Below are 21,195 nucleotides of genomic sequence, written 5' to 3' on the forward strand. Positions count from 1 at the left end.
TAACCCCAAAATATTACTGACTGAAATAATAGAGATATTTCCGAAGGACTTGAGTAATGACGCAGGTGTAATTGCTGATGCGCCATCGCCCGGTAAAAATTAACGTGTTACTTAATGAGTATTGGAAAAATCTAGCATTCAATTTCGCTCCCCGAATCTGGTCCGGATCAAAACATCTTCATATCGTCAACGGCTCATGTTTTGTGGGCGTCCCATTTTCTGACTCCGGGCAATCAGATCCTTGATTACTTCCCAAGGCGCGCCGCTGAGTTTGTATCGCGTTGCCTTCAAAAGTCCCCACCATTTAAGGCGGCGATTTTCCACGCTCAGACATTTCAACCTATCTCGTGCAGTACCTAGTGAAAATGGAGTACATCTATGGACAAAACCTCGCTCTCGCAAAATGTTGCGGTGTCACAACTCAGCTTGCCTAAAGGCGGCGGTTCCATTCGCGGCATGGGCGAAACACTGGGAGGCGGCGGTGCAACTGGCCAGTCCACCTTATCGGTTCCTTTACCGATTTCGTCAGGACGTGGTTATGCGCCGCCATTGTCGTTGGAGTACGGCAGTGGCCAAGGCAATGGTCGCTTCGGTGTCGGATGGGACGTGGCGACGCTCACGATACGCCGCCGTACCAGCAAAGGGGTGCCGCGCTACCAGGGCACTGACGACTACCTGGCCCCGAACGGTGAAGTGATGGCCCCTGAGTTGGATAAAGCCGGCCAGGTGGTTTCCACAGCGGTATCGCAATACGGCGGGCTGTCACTGGATCAAACGTATGAAGTCACTCGCTACTTTCCTGCTCTGATGACAGAGTCTGACCGTATTGAACATTGGCTAGGGACAGGGGAAGGTGGAGACTTCTGGCTCATCCATTCTGTGGATGGCCAGTTGCACTGCCTGGGAAAATCCCCCTTGTCCAGAATTGCCGACCCCACCGATCAAAGCAAGATCGGCCAGTGGCTGCTGGACGAATCGTGCACGTTAAACGGCGAGCACATCCGCTATGTCTATCAATGCGAAAACAGCGAAAACGTCGACATGCAGGGCCAAGAGGCTGGCCGAGCGCAGAGTGCGAATCGCTACCTGATGCAGGTTCAATATGGCAATGCCAGTCCCTATGCCCCTCTTTATGCATGGGGGATGGTGCCTGCCGCTGACCAGCCCCGATGGTTGTTTACGCTGGTTTTCGATTACGGCGAACGTACGCTCTTGGAGCAAAGCGCCCCCGCATGGCATCCCGACCAGCCATGGGCATTCCGGCAGGATTCATTTTCCGACTATGCGCTGGGATTCGAAGTTCGCACCCATCGTCTATGTCACCAGGTTCTCATGTTTCATCATTTCCCGGATGAACTGGGTGAGCCCGAGTTCCTGGTCCACCGTTTATTGTTGCGATACGAGCAAACCCGGCAGCTAAGCCGCCTGGTGTCGGCGCAAAGTTGCGCCTATGACGTTGACGGCATGGTGCAATCACTGCCACCACTTGAATTGATGTATACCGCCTTCAAACCGGACTTTTCTACCGACGCATACTGTCGCTTGCCGGCGTTCCCCGGCAGGAATGACGGTGCTCCCTATCAGTTGGTTGACCTGTACGGCGAGGGCGTGCCCGGCATCTTGTACCAGGTCGAAGGCGATTGGCGCTATCAGGCACCGCAGCGCGGTAACGATGGCCCGGACTCCATCGCCTATTCACCCTCACGGAGCCTGCCGCTTGTCCCTTCTCTCAACCCCGAACGTCAGCGGTTGATGGATATCTCGGGCGACGGCCGTTTGGACTGGATCATCGCCGAGCCAGCAATGGCCGGGTACTTCACCCTGAATCCTGACCACAATTGGTCGCGATTTATCCCCCTCCCGGCTTTCCCTACCGAACTCCTACAGCCCTCCGCACAGCTGGCAAACCTGATCGGTAGCGGGCTGGCCGACCTGGCGCTGATAGGTCCAAATAGCGTGCGCCTCTACCCCAATGCAGGACTCGCTGGTTTCGGCCCCAGCATGGATGTCGCCTATGCTGGCGACAAAACACTGCCGGTGTTCAATAGCGACCCCGGCGCACTGGTTGCATTCAGCGACGTGCTGGGCTCCGGCCAGGCGCACTTGGTGCGTGTTCGCTGTAACAGCCTCGAGTGCTGGCCAAATTTGGGCAGGGGGAAGTTTGGTTCTGCGCTCATGTTGACCACGCTCGATTTTGATCCCGCTACCTTTGATCCGGCGCGTGTGTTTCTGGCTGATATCGATGGTTCAGGTGCCGCAGACTTGATCTACGCAGAGTCTGACCACTTCAAGATATTCCTGAATCAATCTGGCAATGGATACGAGACTACGCCGCTCATCTTGCCCATGCCGTCAGGTGTTCGCTACGACATGCTCTCCCAGGTCAGTTTCGTCGATATGAGCGGAACCGGCATGGCCAATCTGGTGCTTACTATTTCCCATATGACGCCAGCACATTTCTGTTATGCATTTACAAACACCAAGCCCTTTTTGCTGGAACAGATCAATAATAATTTGGGTGCTTGCAGCACACTGACTTACCGCAGCTCGGCACAAGAATGGCTTGATGAGAAAAAGGAGAACCCGGACGCTCGCTGCCACTTGCCATTTCCGATGCCACTACTGTCCAGCACGGTTAGCCTGGATGAAATCAGTGGCAACCAGCTTTCACAGAGCTGCAGTTATCTGCAAGGTGTTTATGCGGGGCTGGATCGCGAATTTCGTGGGTTTGGCTTTGTTCAGCAATTAGACACCACCGATTTGGCGCTGCCCACCGCGGCGGATGTTCCCAACACAGCACCTACGTTGACCAAAACCTGGTTTCACACCGGCCTCGAAGACTCGGAAACCAGTCCGACAATGTCGCCGTATGAAGATCCAGCGATGTTCCCGGTGGGGCTCACACGCCTCACTTCTTTCAATACCGAAACCACCCAGGATGAGGCGCTGGGTACGGTCGATACCAACACCCGCTATCAGTTGTACCGGGCATTGAAGGGGCGCCTGTTGCGGATGGAAGTCTATGGCGTCGATGGCAGCCTGCGGGACGGCGTCCCCTATACGGTTGAAACCAGGCAGTATCAAGTCAGATTGCTTCAACCCGCCAGCCTGACTCACCCCTATTGTGTCGCCATGCCGAGCGAATTGGCGCAATTGACGACCACCTATGACCGAATCGCTAATGACCCACAAGTCGAACAAGCGGTTTGCTTGCACATAGACCCGTTTGGTACGCCGCTCCATGAAGTGAAGATTTACTATGCTCGTCGACCTCAAGCACCGACCAATCCTTATGCCCCCGAAGTGCCGGATGCGCAGTGGCATAGTAGCTACGATAACGATCAGGATGTGCTGCGGCTGATCGAAACCCGTCGCGCCGTGTACAACCTGGATGACCCGCAAGCGTGGCGTATGAGCCTTGCGCACCAGCTTCGGGAAAACTTCATCACCGCCCCCCATGGGTATACGGGTTATCCCGCCAATAACGAGGGGCTCGATTACACGGATTTACTTCGGGTCGATGGCGTAATCGGCATCACCCAGACACGGGTCCTTTCCGGTCAACAGGTCACCTATTATTTTGACCAGGACTGCGCTGCGCCGCTGCCTGCTGGTGTCCCGCCCCCGCCTCTGGCATTGATTCACCATACCGAAACGGCCGAGTTAGATGACGAAATGCTGGCTGTCTACAACGAAATTCAAGACATCGAGAGTGCGCTGACCGACGCGGGCTATCGTCAGCAGCCCGTAGTCCTGAATGCAGCAGGCATGCCGGCCAGCACGGTATGGGTCGTCCCCAGTGGCTACATCGGCTATGCGGATTCCGGTGTTTGCTTGCCGTTCTTCCTTCCCAGGGCGCAACAAAGCACGCTCATTGTCGGGCCTCAACGTCTGGAGTACGACCTGCATTATTGTGTAGTCGCATCGTCAACCGATGCTGCGAGCAACCAGACCCGTGCCGAATACGACTACCGTTTTTTAACGCCATGGAAAATAACGGACCCGAACTTTAACCAGAGCCAAGTCCTGTATGACCCGCTGGGCAGAGTAATTGCCAGTTCCTTTTTCGGTACGCAATTGGCGCCCGATGAGCTCGCACCTGTTGATGTCGGGTTCGCGCCCGTGAGCGAATTCGATGCCAATGCCGCCGCTCTGAACGCTATAGCCCTGGCAATCGCCGACCCTGGGGGTGCGCTTCAACAAGCTGCTTCGGTGAGTCTGTATCAGCTACACAGCTGGATGGGACAGATTTCCACTTCGCAACTAAAGGCTTACTTGGATCCATCAGCCGCGGCGGCACTTTGGCAATCACTGCAGCAAGCCCGTCTCATTACTGCCTCCGGTCATGTGTTGGCCAAAGGTCGTCAATGGGCGCGCCATGGCCCCGACATCCCTGGCGTGCCCTCCTCGCTGCGCACGCTGTTCCGTGATTTGCCACGAGCGCCGATACATAGCGCTGTATTCGCAGCAGACCAATTTCCCGATGCACCCGATCAGCAAATTCAAATCATGCTGGAATTCAGCGATGGCTTTGGTCGTTCCCTGCAATCCCAACAAAAGGCAGAGACTGGCTTGTCCTATATCGTCGATCACGATGGCCAACTGGTCTTGGACAGCGAAAACCAGCTCGTGATTGACGATGCCGCGGTTTGCCGTTGGATGACATCAGGCAAGGTCGACTACAACAACAAAGGACTGCCGGTTCGCCAATACCAGCCGTACTTCGTCGACAAACCAATCTATGTCAACGCTGCGTCAGGACGCCGATGGGGTTACGTCGACACCTACTATTACGACCCGTTGGGACGCGAAAAGTGTGTCGTCAACGCGCAGGGCTTCCTGCAACGTCAAAGTTACTACCCCTGGTTCAGCATTACCGAGGACCTGAACGATACTCTGCATGAGGTGCTTTCATCATGACCACCGTAGCCGATATCACCACCGCCCGGCGCTGCCAAGGCACGCCCACATTATCGATCGTCGACAACCGCGCCCTGGTGGTGCGCACCGTACAGTACAACCGCACGCACACCGAAGATGTCTTGGACGAGCTCGTCACTCGGCAGACCTACACGGAACGGGGCCAGCTCGCCAGCAGCATCGACCCCCGCTTGTTCGACGAGCAGCGGCGCGATCCCAGCGTGCTGCCCAACCTGCGTTATTTGAATTCTCTGTCCGGCCAGCCGCTGGCCATCCGCAGTCAGGATAACGGCGACCGCGTGCAGTTGCCTGACGCCGAGGGCGGTATTGTCTTGCAATGGAACAGCCGCGACCTGCAATTACGCCGCACCTTCGACACGCTCCATCGCCTGACGCTCGTTAGCGAACAACCCACCGGCGGGCCCCGCCGAATCAGTGAGCGCATGGTCTACGGCGATGGTGCATCCTCGGTTGATGCCAATTGCCGCGGGCAATTGCTGTCGCACCATAATCCTGCCGGCGTGACGGTCTACTCGTCCTACAGCATCAGTGGCGAGCTGTTGAGCAGCCGACAGCAATTTCTGCGCGACGCGGTACTGCTCAGCGACTGGAGCGGCAACGATCCGGTGTCCTGGGAGGGCGACCTAGCGCCACAAGCCTATACCACCCGTTGGAGCCACAACGCGCAGGAAATGGAAGTGCAACGCACCGACGCCAAGGGCAATCGCCAGCGCCAGCGCTATAACATCGCTGGTCAACTGGCCCAGAGCGACCTCACCCTGCCCGGCCAGCCGCCGCAAACGCTGCTGCACGCCATCGACTACAACGCTGCCGGCCAGGTATTGCGGGAGGAAGCCGGCAATGGCGTCATCACCGAGTATGATTACGAACCCCAGACCCGGCGCCTGTCCTTCCTGACCACCCGCCGCCCCTCTACCGCTGATGGACGCACTCAAGTCCTGCAGGCGCTGTCCTATCGATACGATCCGGTCGGCAATTTGCTGGACACGGGCGACACCACCAAGGCCATCCGCCACACGCGCAACCAGAAGGTCGCCGCCGCCAGCAGCTACGACTACGATGCGCTCTACCAACTATGCCGGGCCAGCGGGCGCGAGAACGCCAATGCCGGATCACACAGCGCAGCCTTGCCGTCGGCGCTCATACCGCTGTGGCAGGATGCCGGCGAGCTGAGCAACTACACCCGCCGCTACCACTATGACCGCGGTGGCAACCTGACCACCGTCGCCCATCAGGGCTTGCACTCCCATTTTCGGCAGATGGTGGTCGCCAGCACGTCCAATCGCGCACTTGAGCAGACCGGAGAACTCACCTCGGACGACGTCGACGGCGGCTTCGACGCCTGCGGCAATCTGACTCGTCTGGGGGCCGCTCAGGCATTGGCATGGGACAGCCGCAACCAGTTGCTGCGCACCACGCAAGTGGCGCGCTCGGGGGCCACCGACGACACCGAAGTTTACTGGTATGCCAACGCGGGCCAGCGAGCGACCAAGTTACGCACCACACTCACCGGTGGCACCACTCGCAGCGTACGGGTGCGCTACCTGCCCGGCCTAGAATTACGCCAGACCGAGCAGACAGTGGGCGGCAGCACCACACCGACAGAAATACTGCATGTGATCAATATCGGTGCCGCCGGACGTCAGTCGGTCAGTCTGCTGCATTGGGAGCTGGGCCGACCTAAAAGCATCGCCAATGACCAGGTGCGCTACAGCCTGAGCGATTCGATCGGCTCCTCGGTCCTCGAACTGGACCAGCAGGCCGACATCCTGACCTGGGAAGAATATTTCCCGTACGGCGGTACCGCCGTCTGGTCGGCGCGCAATGAAACTGATGCCGCCTACAAATATGTGCGCTACTCGGGCAAGGAGCGCGATGCCACCGGGTTGTATTACTACGGATACCGCTATTACGCGCCGTGGCTGGGGCGTTGGTTAAATCCCGATCCGGCCGGCACCGTCGACGGTTTGAACTTGTTTTGTATGGTGTGCAATAACCCGATCACCCAGCAGGATGCCGATGGACTTTTCAGCTTCGCGGACCTGTGCTGTTGCGGCGGCGGGGACGCAACGTCAGGGATGAGTGACGCTTTAATCAATAGCAACGCAGCGGAACCGCTATCTCTGGCACCACCGTCGCGAGCGGCAACACCAAGCGTACTGCAAATAGTCAATGATGATGGAACCGATTTAAGTGCGAACCCATTCGCAGGGGGGGGGGCGAGTGCTTCCAGCCCCTTCGCACAGGTGGCGGCCCCCGCTTCCGCCCTCCCTGCAAATAGCCTTCCCCTAGAAGCACACGCTGCCATCGTCCCGCTGACTGGAAAACCAATCAGATATAAGTCTGGTCAGAATAAAACCAAACCATTCTACGACTTGGTTGCCGACTCTTCAGCGACAGTTTTTATCAATGGAACCGCGCTTCCAAAAATGGATGACACCTATTATTCCTTACCAAAGAAAAACATTAAACAGGCCATGAAAAACATAAAAAGCAAACAACGCGAATATATAAAAAGCGTTGTCCACCAAGGACTACACGACATAACAAAACAACCACTAGAAGAAAGATTCGGTGGAGAATTCAAAGGTTTCTCAATCACCAACGTCAATATAATATCATCAGCTAAAAGCGTCGTTATTTATTTCAAAAACGAAATGACTTTTAGCTATTTTGCCCCGACAGCTGGGCGCATGGTGCCTGCATCTGGAACATTAAACACCTCACTTAGAATTGAAAAAAGCATGAAAAAAACGGGAAAAAAACTCTTCTCCAACCCAACAAAGACAGGTGTTGCAGGAAATAAATTCTCTGTAAGTCTTGACTATAACAACCCCCCCAGTCAGTGGAGTTGATGTTGCCGATTAGCTAACCCTCTTAATCTGTCGTTTAATTGAGGGGAACAATCCAGCGGTATCGAGGTGTCAGACAGTGATCTGCTACCTCGATAATTTTCTTATGATAGTAGAACTAATCTGTATGCACTCATGGACCTCATCTGACGGCGCGCTCAGTGTATTAAATCCACAAATCGCAGGGGCGGGATCAAATCAAACTCGGGCGTAGGTCATCCTAGTGAACTGTTTGAGCTACATCGGTGCAGAAAACAGTGGCTGGCCATCGAAGTATGGGGTCGTCAGAAACATTGACAGAACATTGGGGCTGGCAATGTTCTTTTCAATCAGTTGAGCGAGCTTGTTCGCTGTAACCGGTTCGGTTTCACAGCAACCGTACACGGATCTCGCCCTCTTGGCGCTGGATATGACTTACGAGCAGCAAGCAAGGCCTCAAGGGCAACTTGAGTCGCCCCTATCAACTCAACCACGGGCTGGCGCCCGCTCAGGCCGAGAAAAACTTAACGTCGTGCCCGGAATTAGTTGACCACTGCACACCTACCGACCGGCTATTTGAGGGGCGCATCACGATGGTTCGGCGAACCGGATAATACTCTCCTTGGCAATCAGGTGTGCCCACTTGGCCTCCATACCCATCTCCTTGGCAGCCTCAAGCAGCGTCATCCCAGCCTCGACCAACTCCTCAAGTCTGACAGCGTCCTTGTCACGAGCCCTACGGAGCTGCTTGCTGTACGAGGGGGCACCTAATCCTTGTTTTTCGCCACTGACAACGCTGGAAATTTGCTCGGCAGTCTTGCCGGAGGCGAAGAACTGATCCATCTTCTGGTTCAAATCAGCGATGATCTGATCCCGCGCATTAGGTAACGGAATATCACTCACATCCTCCCAAAAACCAGCTTCAGAGTAGGGCTACGACTTGATTTGATAACAGTTATCAAGTCAGCTATCCTGAAGGCATGCTTATTGGGAGGTAAAAAACATGATTAGTGCTGATCTTGGAAAGTCACTTGAGAACTATGTGACGCAACTGACCGAGTCCGGTCGCTACGGCTCGAAAAGCGAAGTTCTGCGTGAAGGTGTTCGGCTGGTCCAGGATCGTGAAACCCGCCTGGCGGCGCTGGACGCCTCGATTGCTCGCGGCCTGGGCGACATCGAAGCTGGCCGCACGAAGCCTGCAAAAGAGGTCTTTGACCGACTGGCAGCAAGATACGAGGCGATGGTTGATAAGCCAGAATGATCGTTCACCTGACAGATGAAGCTGAAGGCGATTTAGAGCGAATCGGCGACTACATTGCCCAAGATAATCCGCAACGTGCTCTGTCTTTTGTCCTTGAGCTGCGTGACAAGTGTCTAAGCTTGGCGAGCACGTACCAATCCTTCCCCCTCATTTCCCGCTACGCCCTTCGGCGCCGAGTCCATGGCCACTATGCGATCTTCTATCAGATAGAAGCTGATCGCGTTGTGGTCGTGCACGTCCTTCATGGGGCGATGGATTACGCGGCAATCTTCATCGACTCTGAATAAGCGCCGCTGCGTCGGTCTAAATGGCTCAAAAGGGTGGTTCTTTCTGGCATGGCTCTTTAAGGTTGCGTTTAGATCAATTGAGCCATAGCTGTTAAGCTAGGCCTATTTGGGTATACCTAAACAGGCCATGTCATGACGACTCTCAATGTTGCGCGGGTTTACCTGCGCGTCAGTTCCGAAGACCAAGACCTGCAGCGCCAAGAAGCGATCATTGGCAATGCTCGAAACTCGGGCTACTACGTGGCAGCGGTCTACCGCGAGAAAGCCTCGGGCCCCCGGTCCGATCGGCCGGAGCTGTTGCGCATGATTGAGGACTTGCAACCAGGTGAAGTCGTTATCGCGGAGAAGATCGACCGAATAAGCCGCCTCCCCCTGGCCGAAGCAGAAAAGCTTGTTGACGCGATCAGGGATAAAGTCGCTCGTCTGGCTGTGCCAGGGATTGTCGATCTATCGGAGTTGGCAGAGGCATCCAGTGGAGTCGCCCGGGTGGTGCTGCAAGAAATACAGGACATGCTTTTGAGAGTGGCCTTGCAGATAGCACCTGATGACTTCGAAGACCGACGTGAACGTCAGCGACAAGGAATCGATTTGGCCAAGGGGGCTGGTCGGTATAACGGACGTCAACCGAATACAAAAATGCACGAACGTGTCATTGCCTTTAAAAGCAGTGGCTGCAGTATCGCTGACACTGCACGTTTAGCCGGGTGTAGCGTTAGCCAGGTAAAGCGTATTTGGGCACAGCGCCCGGTCAAACCTGAGGGTGACGCTCTCCCCTGCGCCATTAACGGTCTTTAGTACCGTGCAGTGTCCGAAACAGCCATTCGCTTAATTCTGGGCAGATGTTCGTCACCTGGTTGGAATGGTTCGGTTTCGGACACATGGACGGCGCATCAGAGCGGGCAGGTTTTTCGCCAAGAAAGGGAGAAAACCAAATCCAAGTCGTAGGGCCCTGCCCTACTACTCGCAACGGCCGCGTTGACCTCAGGAGTGTGGGGGTGAAGCAACCCCACACTCCTGAGGCAAGGCTTGACGGATCGAGGCTGTTCAAGGGTGCGCTCCGCACGGGACTCCGTTCGCCGCGACGGTGAAGCTGTCACGACGAGCCGGGGTCGCGTCCCTTGACCTGAGGGAGATCGGCGCAGTGGTGGAAGGGGTTACAGCGGGGTTACATGCTGTCGAGCGGTCATATCAATGCCCAGGGCACGCATAACAGCCAACATGGTTTTGAGCGTTGGGTTCCCTTTATCGCTAAATGACCGGTAAAGCTGCTCGCGGGAAAGGCCTGTTTCACGGGCCAGCTCGGTCATGCCTTTGGCACGGGCAACGACGCCCATTGCCTTGGCGATGTATTCAGCGTCACCCGTCTCAAACGCATCCGCCATGAAAATTGCCATGGCTTCAGGGCCGTCTAGGGCTGCTGCTGGGTCGTAGTCGTAAATTGCTTCTTTCATTCTGGCCTCCACTCACTGGCGAGTTTTTTTCCGCCTCGATGTCACGGCTTTGGCTGCTTTTGTCGCCGCCGCACAACAGCAAAACGAATTCTTCGCCACGCTGCTGCTGAAAATATACGCGGTAGCCGGGTCCGTAGTGAATCCGTAACTCGCTGACGCCCTGCCCTACCGACGACACGTCACCTAACAAACCGTTTGCTAACCGAAAGATTCGAGCTGCGATTGCGGCTTTAGCTCGCTGGTCTTTGAGTTTGCGTTCCCACGTCATGTAGGTCGCTGTTTGTTTGATTGTCTTCATGGGGGTATTGTAGTTTATAAACTACGAACGAGCAACAATTATCTAGGCTAAATCAGCCTAAAAAATGCTTGCCAGGGTAGGCTAAATTAGCCCAATATGTTGTCTGTTGGTGGCGCGCAGAGAGCCACTCGACTCTTGAGGGGGCTGGTCGTTGCCGCTGACGGAGAACGAGATGAGACTTTCAGATGTGGCGACCATTCAGACGAATTTTCCAGAGGCGCATTTCTGGATCGTTCGGAGGGGATCTGCGGATCGATGCGGGGAGCCTGTCCGAGAGTTCAACCCAGAACATATCGGCATTCGGATTACCCGTTTATTACCTTTTCTACGCGCTGTTGCATGTTCACCAGGGCGGTTACTGGAAAACGCTAGTCACGGGGACTCTGAGTTTGGTCAACATCCGTGTTTCAGACGTTCGACGTATCGAGCTGTCGCCACGGTAGGAATAGGGGGCGTAAGCCCCTTGCTCTGAACCTCACAAGGATTTAGACATGGTTATTGAATTACCCGGTATCGCGACACAACAGGCGATGATTTTCGAGGAGGGCACGAAGGCCGCGATTGCGCAGCTAAAAGCCAACTTGGACGCGCCCAGGGTATCGCCGCAAACAGAGGTTGATGAATGCCAATACCCGCGCACTCACCTACTACGTGAGCGTGGGGGTTGGGAGCCACCGCATCCGGACATTATCGGCGCGTACTTTCGGCATTTTCAGTCGCACTTCAAGGAGTACGGCACGGATGCAAAGCTTGCTGATTTGTTGGGGTTATCGACCAATCGAAGGGTAAGAGCTTTTAAGGAAGGGAGTACCCCGGTGCCTTATGGGGTATGGCGTCACTTTCTTGTACTGACCGGCCGGGTTCCACAGGATGTTATTCCTGTGCTGGCTTTCATGGCGTAAAAAAAAGCCGGGGCATGGTTGCAGCCACCCCCAGCGCGAGACAAAAACTACCTGGTTAGGAGCAATTATGTCTGTCGCAAAATATACCACAGAGAATCCTTCAGTTCTGAGCTTGCCTCTTGTTGCGTTGGCTAACCCGGAAAACCTGCCACACGTGCTTGAGTTCATTGCCAAGTTCGCACCGCCATGCATCGCAGAAGGACTGATAAGCAAAATGGTCGCTGATCTGGTGCTTCTTATCGGCTGCACCCGCAAGGCCGCCCTTTCCCTCATAAATCAGTTAATTCTGGTTTTTTCCTGATTTAATATCTTTATCCGGAATTAATCTTTTTTTACCATGTATTTAGGAATTAGAATGAGCTAACCTAATTTTGACGGTAAAGCAATGACTGATGACAATTTCTCCGTAGAAGACCTGGTGAATTTCGTCGACTACAACAACCTTTTTTATACCCCCGCATTCGCGGCTGCGTGCTTTGGACTGACCACTAGACGCCTCGCAGACATTGAAGCGGAAAACGGTTTAGACATCCGTCGTATCCAGCGCGGAGCGTCATCGGCGCGTACTTACACCACGACGGACATATTCGAAATCTCCGCGCTGCGGCGCGCATTGGGTCAAGCCAAGGGGATCGGTCGGCAGATCGTCGTGTCTACATTCGTTCAGAAAGGTGGCACGGGAAAAACTACTACAGCAGTCGGCTTGGCAGTGTGTGGCCAGTTGGCAGGGTTAAGAACGCTGATCATTGATAACGATCCTCAAGGCGATACATCCAGCATGCTGGGTTACGACCCTGATCTTGGCCCTGATGATCTGGCAGAGATGGGTATCCCTGCTGATCGGCTGGTAGATGGTCACCTTGGAAACCTCATCAGTCCCCTGCTCCGCATGCGTCCATTTGAAGCCAAAACTTTAGATCAAGTGATTAAAAAACCATTTGGCGAAAACGGCATTCACCTTATTCCTGCTGACAATTATTTGGAAGATTTGGGGGTTGCCTTAGATGCCTCCAACAACTCGGATATGTGGTACGCAAAATGGATTGATGACGCAACCAACGGCAGGATTCCCGGGTGCGATCTGTCTGGCTATGACTTGATTATTTTCGACAACGCACCATCCGGTTCGCGCCTGACGAAAAACTCTGTGGCAGCGAGTGAATTACTGCTTTGCCCTGTGCGGATGGATAAATTTTCCTTCCGCGCCTTGATTCGATTGCATGACTGGTGCGCGCGGTTCGCTAAAGAGTACAGCTACTCTCCTGCCATCGCGGCCATTCCTACGATGTTCAAACGCAACCGAACTCGATTGCTGAACAACTTGCTGCGGCTGAATGAGCTGTTCCCTGGTGGTGTCACGGAAGAAAAAATCTACTTTTCGGAGGATTACGAAAAGGCCTTGGACGCAGGTATCCCCCTGATGCTCTGGAAGGGGGCGAACAAAGAAACATTGAACGCTGCAAGGACCGTTTACGGCGAAATTCTGGACCGGATACGCGGTTTGGCGAAGGCGGGTTGAGTGTTGCTACTAGCAACAGGATGGTTGCCGGTGAGGTGTTGCTACTAGCAACACCCGATGCTGGCAGAAGTGTTGCGACTAGCAACACCAACAAAAACGAGGCATCAGATGAAATCTAACGACTACCCAGGCAATCCCAATAGCCAAACAATGCACGGTCTGAGAACCCCGGAAGCCATCCCTAAACCGCAAGTCTCGCGGGCTACTGCAAGGGCTTTAATGCTTGAAAAAGCGGGCTTGAACGCGGCACCTGAGGTTAATCAAACATTATCTGCAGCTCTCTTAGAGGGCGAATTGATCGACGGTGAAAGGATTCTCGCAAACGTTCCGGTCAATCAGATCGTCAAGTCGCCCTATCAGCCGCGATTGGTTTTTGACGAAAAAGCTATTGAAGAACTGGCAACCTCGATTCAAACGATTGGCCTGGGCAAACCGATCATTGTTCGACGATTACCAGATGGAAAGCTGGAGCTGGTCGGAGGGGAGCGGCGTTGGCGTGCGGTACGGTTGAACGGCGACGAGACGATCCCGGCAGTCATCCAGAACATGACCGATGGCATCGCGATGATACTCGCGCTTACAGACAACGGCGGGGAGGATCTGACGGACTACGAACATGCGCGAAGCTATCACCGTATCTTGGAAAACGGCGAGGAACAAAGTCAGCGGGCGCTTGCGCGTCGCCTAGGTGTCAACGTGTCGATAGTGAGCCGTTGTCTGACCCTGATGCAGCTCCCCGAATCAATCAGAGCGGTATTAGATAAGAGTCCGGGGCTGATTACTTGCAACTACGCCAAACGGTTTGTCGATCATGTCGAGGCTCAGCCGGGGATAGTGGCAAAAGCTGTTCAGGCAATGGACGAGGCGGGCGTCCAGCAAGAAGCGGCTCTGAGATTGATCGAGAAAGAAATCGCGGCACTGAATAAAGATCCGACGCCGCCAAAAAATGAGAGGCGGTCGATTGAGGGGGTCGGCACCATAAAAGTGACCGGTACGCGTCTTGAGTTTAAGTGCGAGAAGGGCATCGATCCGCAGCGCCTGAGTCAACACTTTGAAGAGTTTCTGCGCACACTCGACCTGAGCGCGGTACGCAGCGAAGTACCGTAGTCGTATTTTCCGTGAGCGCCAGGTTGGGCCTGCTGATACCCTTGTCAGGAGGCCCGAAGCCTGACTCGCTCCAGATTGAGCACGATACCCGTGCAATCCTGATGGTGCCCCTGTGACCGCGCGATGTGCGTCACGGTGGATGTTTCAAGCCGCTGATCGCGTGGCCTCGGACACAGGCTCTGCCGAGCGATTTGACACGGTTACTGGTTGCTCCCCGGTACGCCTCAGCTCAACTTTCAAGCTCCAGCGGTCCCCAAACAACGTGGCTACTTGAGCCGCGGTGTACTCAGCGTCTGGACGACACGGGTATGCAGTGCTTCATTTTCGCTGTGCAGGTAACGGCTGGTGGTTTCGATCTTGCTGTGGCCCGCCAGAGCTTTGATCATCACCAGGTCGCCGGTGGCCTTGGCCAGATGGCTGAAGCAGGAGTGACGCAGCCAGTGGGTGGTCGCGCCCCCCAGCCGCTCGGCCAGTTCCCATTGCTCGCGCTGCAGGGCCAGATCCGCCGCCCGGGTCATGATCGCGATGATGGCTTTGAGCACGGTGCTGGTGTGCGCCCGCTTGAGTTTCGAGTTGGCCGCCAGGAGGAGGGGAGTGGGGTCTTGCGCCGGGATCTCTCGCGGCAAACCGAAGGCCTCTCTGTAGCACAGCAGGTCCTGGTACAACTCGTCAGAAATGGGCACGTCGCGGACTTTGTTACGTTTGCCGAGGACCGTCAGCCACCAGGTCCCGCTGGCCGAGCGGCGCACGCTGCTCATGTTGGACGTGGTGCCTTCAAAGGTGCGCACACCGGTCAGGTAGAACAGGCTGAGCATGAAGTGATCCCGGGCGCGCTTGCGGGGACTTGGGGTCAGGCTGATCGCTTCAAAGGCGAGGGCGATGCCTGCTTCAGGCAGCAGGCGCTTGATCGTGGTGTCCTGCGGCGCTTGTGGTTTACGCACCAGCGCGACGGGATTGCCTTGGAGCCTTCCGCCCTTGACCATCCAGGTGTACAGGCTGCCAATTTGCACCAGGGCGTAGCGCTGCGAGCTCAAACTCAGGGGCCCGGCGAACGGGCGCCACTGTGCATGCTGGCGCGGGTACTTGGTTTCACTGACCCACACATCGCGGGGTTGGGGATCGGTCAGGAACGCGGCATAGTCGCTCACGTCCATGACGTTGATCTGCGAGAGCTGCTTGCCGCGGGTGTGCAGTGCCCACAAGATGAAGCGCTCCACCTCCTTGCGCATGACCCGTTGCGTCTTCGGATTGATGGCGGTGGTTTTCAACCAGATCGCTGCCGCCTCAATGTCGCTGTCGGCCTGGATCAGGTCGGGCGTCTCTCCCGGTCCCGCCAGGTCATGGCGATCGAGCAAGGCGATCGCGGTGTTGTCCTGAAAATCCAGGCGGGTGGGTGACTGATTGATCATCGTAGCTCCCGTATTTTTCCATTGGACACCAGCCAGTCGTCAATCTGATCCGGGGCCATCCAGCGTCGATCCCCGGTGGCTGACTCGCATTGGTACTCTTCCTGTGCCCCGCCGCTGGGGTCGATCCCGAGCCGGGTGGCGATGACGACTAAGATTGACTGCTCGCGGGCAAAATCCTCGATCGCCTGCACCACCACCAGCTCGGCGCCCCGCGACAGATAGCCGTTGTAGCGAAAGCCGTCGACGCCCGGCACGAACGCTTCGTCCTCGTCCTCCTCGCCATGCTCCCACAGGAAGGGGGACGCGGGTGGGACGGTGGGAACGACCGCGTCGCTCACCTCAGATAGGACCGCCTCGTGGGTCGTTTGGCTTTTGCGCGTTCGCGGTTTCGCCGGCACGAGTTGAAGCCTGGCCGCGGTCACGCACGCCCGCTCGAAGGGGGTCAGCGTCGGCAGCGCGCGCACCAGGTCATCCCATTTCAGATCGCGCTGTTCATCCGCGGCAAGCCGGCTCAGGTGCTCGGGGCGGATGGACCAGCGACAGGCGACGTCGGCCATCCGCCAGCCACGCTGGGCAATGCACGCTTTGAAGGCTTCGCGAGACAGTTTCGCCGGGTGGAGGAAGGGCAACCCCTTTGCCACCCGGCGTGATTGGGCTTGTTCCACAGCGCAAGTCTTTTCAGCTAAAAAACCGATTCTAAAGGGTTCTGTCGGAGCAGCAAGGCCTTTCGCCTTCGAGCCCGCTACGCTTAGACAGCGCTCCGGCTCGGCCGAGCGTCAACAATTCGTGATAATCTGAGTTATTCACGAATTAACGGATTATATAATACGATTTATATCGATATCAGTACGAAATGATCAAAGCATTTTCGTGTATGCTGGGACAACCTGCCCTCCACTGCTCGAGACGCCATGTCCACTCACCCCCCCAGCGTCCCCCTCAAAAACACCCGGCAATGGGTGCATGACTGCGCGGCACGCCTGCTCGCTCAAGGCGAGGAAGTCCGCCAGTCCTCCATTCGCGAGCTGATTGCGGTCGAACACGGCATCACTGCATCCCCCAACCTGGTCAACGACGAGATCAAGAAGTTCTGGGTGAAGGCCGGGCCGGCCCTCAGTGCGCGACTGCGCCGCCCGGGCATCCCCGAGGCCGTGTGTACGAGCCTCGATACCATCTGGGACGTCGCCCTGGAGGCCGCCGCCGCGGGGCATGAACTCGAGCGACGTCAGCTCCAGGCACAGACGGAGTCCGCGCTGATGACGGCGGCCACGGCGCGCGCCCATGAGCAGGTCGCCACCGAGCGGTTCGAGAGCCAGACGCGAGAAATTGAAGGACTCAGGGCTGACAAGGAGAGCCTTGCCGAGCGGCTCCAGGCCAATGAGGCGGAGCGCAAAGGGTTGGCGGCCGAGCTCAAAGATCAGGCCGAAAAAGCGGCTCTGCAGCAGGCACAACATTTACACGAACAGCAGCGCCTGCAAGGGCTCGTGGACAGCCTGCAGCAGCAGTTGACGGACCTGCGCACGAGCGCCCAGCAGCAACTGTCCGCTCTGGCTGAAAGCCACCAGGTGGAACTGGTCAAGACCCAAGACTTCTTGATGCGCGAAACCGCCCGGGTTCGTGATGAGCACAAGAGCAAAACCGACAAGCTGAGCAAGGAACTCGAGCAGGAGCGGAACGAAAAAGATCAGCTGCGGCAACTGCGATCGACAGCCCGTGATGAGGCGGCGCACCTGCGCGGGCGACTGGAGGCCACAGATCGCAATCTGGAGAAGCTGGAGCAGCGCAACGCTCAGCTCAGTGAGCAGCATGAAAAATTGCAAATGGCTCTGCTGGAAAGGGTCAAAGTACAGGTGCAGGTGCCTGATCAAGATGAAGCAATGATCTAACAGAGATCCTGCGCAGAATTTGCTGCGGCGTAGGAAATGCCAGCAAAGAATTTCTGCGACTTGTTGCTCGATAGTGTGGAGAAGCGTCTTGGCGATCAACTACCAGCCACGCCAGTGCAGTGGTTAAGCGACAGCGGCTCCGCATAAAATCGCAGGCATAAAAAAACCGCCTTACTAGGGCGGTTTTTTTCTTGGTAGGCCGGTTACTAAGCGTTCTACCGTCTCACAGGAAGCATTGACGTAATGAAGAATACAAGGTGGTGCCACCGTACACAAGCAATTACAAGCGATTGCTTGTGGTTTCCCGCCGTTATCACCGAGTGGGTTTTCACCGGCTTTTGAAGTGGTTGATGCGCCACGAAAAAAATATGCACTGGCCAAAGGCCCATGCGCCGGGCCTCGGGCGGTGATCGGTGCTTTGCTGCACCAGGAATGCGCCGCTTTGCCCCATGACAGCGCGAAATTCTCAAGTAAGATGAGCGCAGTCAAAACGTGAAACGTGATGTGGGTCGGGTTGCTTAACGAATTTTGGACCACGGGCGCGGACTACTAACCCGCGCGGATGAAACCCGAGGCCCTTTAACCCGGCTGAACCTCACAGGAAGCATTGACGTGTTCCGAAGGCGTGCTGTGTTCCGGAAAAGCGCCGGGGGTAAGGCCGCTTCAGAGGGCCTTCAATATGACGCGCAAGCCGAATATTCTGAAAGGGTTGATGATCCGGTTGGTGAGTAACATCATCTACGAATTCATCCGTGACAACTGGGACAATTGGCTTGAATAGCAATTGAACTGGGAAGGCCGCTATTACTTCGGTGAGGGCGTTTTTTTGCCTGAAGTTTATTAATTACTCGCCCCAGGTCAAGGGGCGCGACCCCGGCTCGTCGTGACCGCTCCATCGTCGCGGCGAACGGAGTCCCGTGCGGAGCGTACCCTTGAACAGCCCCAATCCGATCAAGCCTTGCCTCGGGAGTGTGGGGTTGCTTCACCGCCCCGCGCTCCTGAGGTCAACGCGGCCGTTGCGGGTGGTAGGGCAGGGCCCTTCGACTTCGATTTTCGCGTTGGTAGTCGCCTGGCGATAGCCTGCCAACGAAAGCAACAGCCAGATCAACAGCGAGTATTCGTGCCGAACACTCACGCCGGTTTTTAACCGGCGTTTGCAGTGCTGCGCCCTGCAATAAAGCCTTGTTCATATCGTCGGTGCGATTGGGTGTATGCCTCGCTGAATCCCTTTCACCTGCACTCAACGGTAGATCAGCCGGGCCGCGTTTCAAGGGGCCGGCTACGGCCTGCATCCTCCCCCGTTCAGACTCGCTGCGCTCCCTTAGCTGCGGCCTCGGCTTCCGCCCTTGCAACGCTCCTTTCCCGGCTGATCGACCTACGTGCCACGGCGAAAGGCACTCAGCGAAGCAATGTTCACAACCCAGGGCGGAAAACCGACATGAATCACTCGACACAGCAACATCAAAAGCCGGCCCAAGCATCTAGCAAAGCAATGGTTTACAGCGAAAAGCCAAGCAAGGCCGAGGTACAACAGCAAGCCCTGGAAAACGCGCTGACAAACCAAAGCGTAGCCAACTATCAAGCGATTTTTGAAGGGTTTTAGGCGATGGGTATTACCCCTGAGAACATCAAGCCGCGTATCAACGTATTTACTTTTAACGCTTGGAAAGCGCTGGGCCGTGTGGTCAAAAAAGGTCAGCGTGGTGTGAAAATCGTCACGGTGATTCCATGCACCAAAAAGGACGAGGCCACCGGCGAAAGCGTGCCGGTGAAAAAGGTCAAAACCACGACCGTTTTCCATCTCAGCCAGACTGAGGCACTGGATAGCGAACCAACCACCGACACAGCCGAAGGTTGCCAAGCCGCAAGCTTGCCCATCGAATCGGCCCCGGCTAGCGTTGTTGAAACCGTTGAAACCGCTGCGCCGCGTCCGTTGAACGCCTATGAATTGAAACAACAGGCCCGCCGCGAGCGTTATGAAGATCGAGCCACCGACGCGCAAGCTGCCAGTGCTGCGACCTATAGTCGAGCGCGGGACATGGCGTCAGTGATTCCTTTCGGTCAATCGATCCTGGTGGGCCACCACAGCGAGCGCCGCGACCGCAACTATCGGGGCAAGATCGACACCACCTTCGGCAAAGCTAAGCATTACGCGCAAAAAGCCAAGACGGTAGGCACTGGCGGCATTTCCAGTGACGACCCGGACGCGCTGGTAAAGCTGCGCGCCGAGCTGGCCGAGCGTGAAGCCGACCAAGAGCGGATGAAAGCCGCGAACAAGGCGATTCGCGCCGGCAAAACACCAGAAAAACAAATCCCGGCCCTTGTGGCTCTGGGCTTCGGCGAAGCGACGGCGCGCAGCTTGCTCAAGGGCGACTTTTGCGGCCGCGTGGGTTTTGCGGCCTACAGTCTCAGCAACAACAACGCCAATATGACCCGAATCAAAAAGCGTATCCAGGAATTGGAAGCGCGCCGCAACTGGGAGGCCGTCGAGGTCCAAACCGAGGGTTACACCTATCGCGAAGACGTGGAAGAAAACCCAATTGAAACCATGGAAGCAACAATATGGCACTGACACGGCTGAAAGCTGGCTTCATAAATAACCAGCAAAGTCGCCATATTACGTCATTTTTCAATCGCGGTTTACCACAAACAGCCAGCCAGGAAGAGCTGGAACGCGAGCTTGAGACTCTGCGTAGGGATGTTCAGCGCCTGCAACTCGAACACGACCTGCTGAAGAAGGCCAATGAACTGTTAAAAAAAGATCTGGGCATCGATCTGCGGCTCCTGACAAACCGGGAGAAGACGCTGCTGGTTGATGCCTTGCGACAGATCCACGCACTGCCGGAGCTTCTTACACAGCTTGACCTAGCTCGCAGTTCTTACTTTTATCATCGGGCGCAGTTGCGCCTTGGTGACCAGCACGCAGAGCTTCGCCAGACCGTTGTCGCTCTTTTCAAAGCCAATCACCATTGCTACGGATATCGTCGCATCCACGCGGCACTGGCCAGAGGACGCGGGCATGTCTCCGAGAAGGTCGTGCGCCGGCTGATGAAGCAGGAGCAGCTCACTAGTCGCTACAGTGAAGCGGCGCCGGTACAGCTCCTACCAAGGGAACTGGACACCGCCCCGGAGAACCTAATCAATCGAGACTTCCGGTCTGCGGTGCCAAACAAGAAATGGCTTACCGACTTACTGAATTCCAGCTGCCAGCGGGCAAAGTATATCTGTCGCCCATGATCGACTGCTTCGACGGGCTCGTGGTCAGTTGGTCCGTGGGCACGCGTCCGGACGCGAAACTTGCAA

At 56.1% G+C, this 21,195-nt stretch carries 16 protein-coding genes and 4 pseudogenes; 15 read left to right on the plus strand and 5 right to left on the minus strand.

Annotated features, from left to right (window positions below; translation table 11 throughout):
* The first annotated feature begins 378 nt into the window (after positions 1 to 378).
* Both ACIQVE_RS22375 and ACIQVE_RS22380 read left to right on the plus strand, forming a co-directional pair.
* Complete coding sequence (locus ACIQVE_RS22375) at positions 379 to 4,920, plus strand: SpvB/TcaC N-terminal domain-containing protein (RefSeq protein ID WP_402812295.1); 4,542 nt, start codon at positions 379 to 381, stop codon at positions 4,918 to 4,920.
* Positions 4,917 to 7,796, plus strand: coding sequence for an RHS repeat domain-containing protein (locus ACIQVE_RS22380; protein WP_402812298.1), 2,880 nt, complete (start codon positions 4,917 to 4,919; stop codon positions 7,794 to 7,796). Before ACIQVE_RS22375 ends, ACIQVE_RS22380 begins: the two co-directional genes overlap by 4 nt.
* A 564-nt stretch (positions 7,797 to 8,360) precedes the next feature.
* On the opposite strand, the gene ACIQVE_RS22385 is transcribed toward ACIQVE_RS22380, so the two are convergent.
* A complete protein-coding gene (locus ACIQVE_RS22385; protein ID WP_402812301.1) occupies positions 8,361 to 8,675 on the minus strand; it encodes a hypothetical protein in 315 nt (104 codons plus the stop codon).
* 100 nt (positions 8,676 to 8,775) lie between these two features.
* On the opposite strand from ACIQVE_RS22385, the gene ACIQVE_RS22390 reads away from it, so the two are divergent.
* The 3 genes from ACIQVE_RS22390 (at position 8,776) to ACIQVE_RS22400 (ending at position 10,115) form a co-directional block, all read left to right on the plus strand.
* A complete protein-coding gene (locus ACIQVE_RS22390) occupies positions 8,776 to 9,033 on the plus strand; it encodes a type II toxin-antitoxin system ParD family antitoxin (RefSeq protein WP_402812303.1) in 258 nt (85 codons plus the stop codon).
* Positions 9,030 to 9,320, plus strand: coding sequence for a type II toxin-antitoxin system RelE/ParE family toxin (locus ACIQVE_RS22395; RefSeq protein WP_402812306.1), 291 nt, complete (start codon positions 9,030 to 9,032; stop codon positions 9,318 to 9,320). The genes ACIQVE_RS22390 and ACIQVE_RS22395 overlap by 4 nt, the downstream gene beginning before the upstream one ends.
* Positions 9,321 to 9,452: 132 nt before the next feature.
* Positions 9,453 to 10,115 carry a recombinase family protein gene (locus tag ACIQVE_RS22400; protein WP_402812309.1) on the plus strand — a complete coding sequence of 221 codons (663 nt, stop codon included), beginning with the start codon at positions 9,453 to 9,455 and terminating at the stop codon, positions 10,113 to 10,115.
* 359 nt (positions 10,116 to 10,474) lie between these two features.
* Here the strand turns inward: ACIQVE_RS22400 and ACIQVE_RS22405 are convergent, their stop codons facing one another.
* Both ACIQVE_RS22405 and ACIQVE_RS22410 read right to left on the minus strand, forming a co-directional pair.
* Complete coding sequence (locus ACIQVE_RS22405) at positions 10,475 to 10,771, minus strand: addiction module antidote protein (RefSeq protein ID WP_402812312.1); 297 nt, start codon at positions 10,769 to 10,771, stop codon at positions 10,475 to 10,477.
* Positions 10,768 to 11,069, minus strand: a pseudogene (locus ACIQVE_RS22410) (type II toxin-antitoxin system RelE/ParE family toxin). The gene ACIQVE_RS22405 and the pseudogene ACIQVE_RS22410 overlap by 4 nt, the downstream one beginning before the upstream one ends.
* 172 nt (positions 11,070 to 11,241) lie before the next feature.
* On the opposite strand from ACIQVE_RS22410, the pseudogene ACIQVE_RS22415 reads away from it, so the two are divergent.
* The 5 genes and pseudogenes from ACIQVE_RS22415 to ACIQVE_RS22435 all read left to right on the plus strand — a co-directional run bounded on the left by ACIQVE_RS22415 (position 11,242) and on the right by ACIQVE_RS22435 (position 14,597).
* Positions 11,242 to 11,512: pseudogene (locus ACIQVE_RS22415) on the plus strand (hypothetical protein).
* Between the two features lie 48 nt (positions 11,513 to 11,560).
* Positions 11,561 to 11,971 carry a hypothetical protein gene (locus tag ACIQVE_RS22420; protein ID WP_402812315.1) on the plus strand — a complete coding sequence of 137 codons (411 nt, stop codon included), beginning with the start codon at positions 11,561 to 11,563 and terminating at the stop codon, positions 11,969 to 11,971.
* 67 nt (positions 11,972 to 12,038) lie between these two features.
* Positions 12,039 to 12,272 (plus strand): hypothetical protein, encoded by a 234-nt coding sequence (locus tag ACIQVE_RS22425; protein WP_402812316.1) that lies wholly within the window; start codon positions 12,039 to 12,041, stop codon positions 12,270 to 12,272.
* An 84-nt stretch (positions 12,273 to 12,356) separates the two neighbouring features.
* Complete coding sequence (locus tag ACIQVE_RS22430) at positions 12,357 to 13,490, plus strand: ParA family protein (RefSeq protein WP_402812319.1); 1,134 nt, start codon at positions 12,357 to 12,359, stop codon at positions 13,488 to 13,490.
* Positions 13,491 to 13,598: 108 nt separating this feature from the next.
* Entirely contained in the window at positions 13,599 to 14,597 is a 999-nt protein-coding gene (locus tag ACIQVE_RS22435) for a ParB/RepB/Spo0J family partition protein (protein WP_402812321.1), read from the plus strand.
* A 266-nt stretch (positions 14,598 to 14,863) separates the two neighbouring features.
* Here the strand turns inward: ACIQVE_RS22435 and ACIQVE_RS22440 are convergent, their stop codons facing one another.
* The gene (locus ACIQVE_RS22440; RefSeq protein WP_402812324.1) at positions 14,864 to 16,006 is read right to left on the minus strand and encodes a tyrosine-type recombinase/integrase; all 1,143 of its coding nucleotides are present in this window, start codon (positions 16,004 to 16,006) and stop codon (positions 14,864 to 14,866) included.
* Positions 16,003 to 16,671: a hypothetical protein gene (locus ACIQVE_RS22445; protein ID WP_402812327.1), complete on the minus strand. Its 669-nt coding sequence runs from the start codon at positions 16,669 to 16,671 to the stop codon at positions 16,003 to 16,005. The genes ACIQVE_RS22440 and ACIQVE_RS22445 overlap by 4 nt, the downstream gene beginning before the upstream one ends.
* Positions 16,672 to 16,917: 246 nt before the next feature.
* Between ACIQVE_RS22445 and ACIQVE_RS22450 the strand changes: the two genes are divergently transcribed.
* The 5 genes and pseudogenes from ACIQVE_RS22450 to ACIQVE_RS22470 all read left to right on the plus strand — a co-directional run.
* Entirely contained in the window at positions 16,918 to 17,892 is a 975-nt protein-coding gene (locus ACIQVE_RS22450; protein WP_402812330.1) for a DNA-binding protein, read from the plus strand.
* Positions 17,893 to 19,330: 1,438 nt separating this feature from the next.
* Complete coding sequence (locus ACIQVE_RS22455; RefSeq protein ID WP_402812333.1) at positions 19,331 to 19,495, plus strand: hypothetical protein; 165 nt, start codon at positions 19,331 to 19,333, stop codon at positions 19,493 to 19,495.
* 3 nt (positions 19,496 to 19,498) lie between these two features.
* Positions 19,499 to 19,639 (plus strand): annotated as a pseudogene (locus tag ACIQVE_RS22460) (ArdC-like ssDNA-binding domain-containing protein); the annotation flags it as partial.
* A 21-nt stretch (positions 19,640 to 19,660) separates the two neighbouring features.
* On the plus strand, positions 19,661 to 20,464 hold the full coding sequence (locus ACIQVE_RS22465; RefSeq protein ID WP_402812345.1) for a DUF3560 domain-containing protein: 804 nt from the start codon (positions 19,661 to 19,663) through the stop codon (positions 20,462 to 20,464).
* Between the two features lie 71 nt (positions 20,465 to 20,535).
* Positions 20,536 to 21,191 (plus strand): annotated as a pseudogene (locus tag ACIQVE_RS22470) (IS3 family transposase); the annotation flags it as partial.
* Between the last annotated feature and the right edge of the window lie 4 nt (positions 21,192 to 21,195).

The sequence above is a fragment of the Pseudomonas sp. NPDC098747 genome (assembly GCF_044760045.1).
GTDB lineage: Bacteria > Pseudomonadota > Gammaproteobacteria > Pseudomonadales > Pseudomonadaceae > Aquipseudomonas.

Coding starts and splice junctions, on each gene's coding strand:
- ACIQVE_RS22435 (WP_402812321.1), top strand. CDS start 13,599: ATGAAATCTAACGACTACCCAGGCAATCCCAATAGCCAAACAATGCAC.
- ACIQVE_RS22430 (WP_402812319.1), top strand. CDS start 12,357: ATGACTGATGACAATTTCTCCGTAGAAGACCTGGTGAATTTCGTCGAC.
- ACIQVE_RS22390 (WP_402812303.1), top strand. CDS start 8,776: ATGATTAGTGCTGATCTTGGAAAGTCACTTGAGAACTATGTGACGCAA.
- ACIQVE_RS22450 (WP_402812330.1), top strand. CDS start 16,918: ATGTCCACTCACCCCCCCAGCGTCCCCCTCAAAAACACCCGGCAATGG.
- ACIQVE_RS22375 (WP_402812295.1), top strand. CDS start 379: ATGGACAAAACCTCGCTCTCGCAAAATGTTGCGGTGTCACAACTCAGC.
- ACIQVE_RS22440 (WP_402812324.1), bottom strand. CDS start 16,006: ATGATCAATCAGTCACCCACCCGCCTGGATTTTCAGGACAACACCGCG.
- ACIQVE_RS22380 (WP_402812298.1), top strand. CDS start 4,917: ATGACCACCGTAGCCGATATCACCACCGCCCGGCGCTGCCAAGGCACG.
- ACIQVE_RS22395 (WP_402812306.1), top strand. CDS start 9,030: ATGATCGTTCACCTGACAGATGAAGCTGAAGGCGATTTAGAGCGAATC.
- ACIQVE_RS22405 (WP_402812312.1), bottom strand. CDS start 10,771: ATGAAAGAAGCAATTTACGACTACGACCCAGCAGCAGCCCTAGACGGC.
- ACIQVE_RS22420 (WP_402812315.1), top strand. CDS start 11,561: ATGGTTATTGAATTACCCGGTATCGCGACACAACAGGCGATGATTTTC.
- ACIQVE_RS22425 (WP_402812316.1), top strand. CDS start 12,039: ATGTCTGTCGCAAAATATACCACAGAGAATCCTTCAGTTCTGAGCTTG.
- ACIQVE_RS22400 (WP_402812309.1), top strand. CDS start 9,453: ATGACGACTCTCAATGTTGCGCGGGTTTACCTGCGCGTCAGTTCCGAA.
- ACIQVE_RS22455 (WP_402812333.1), top strand. CDS start 19,331: ATGAATCACTCGACACAGCAACATCAAAAGCCGGCCCAAGCATCTAGC.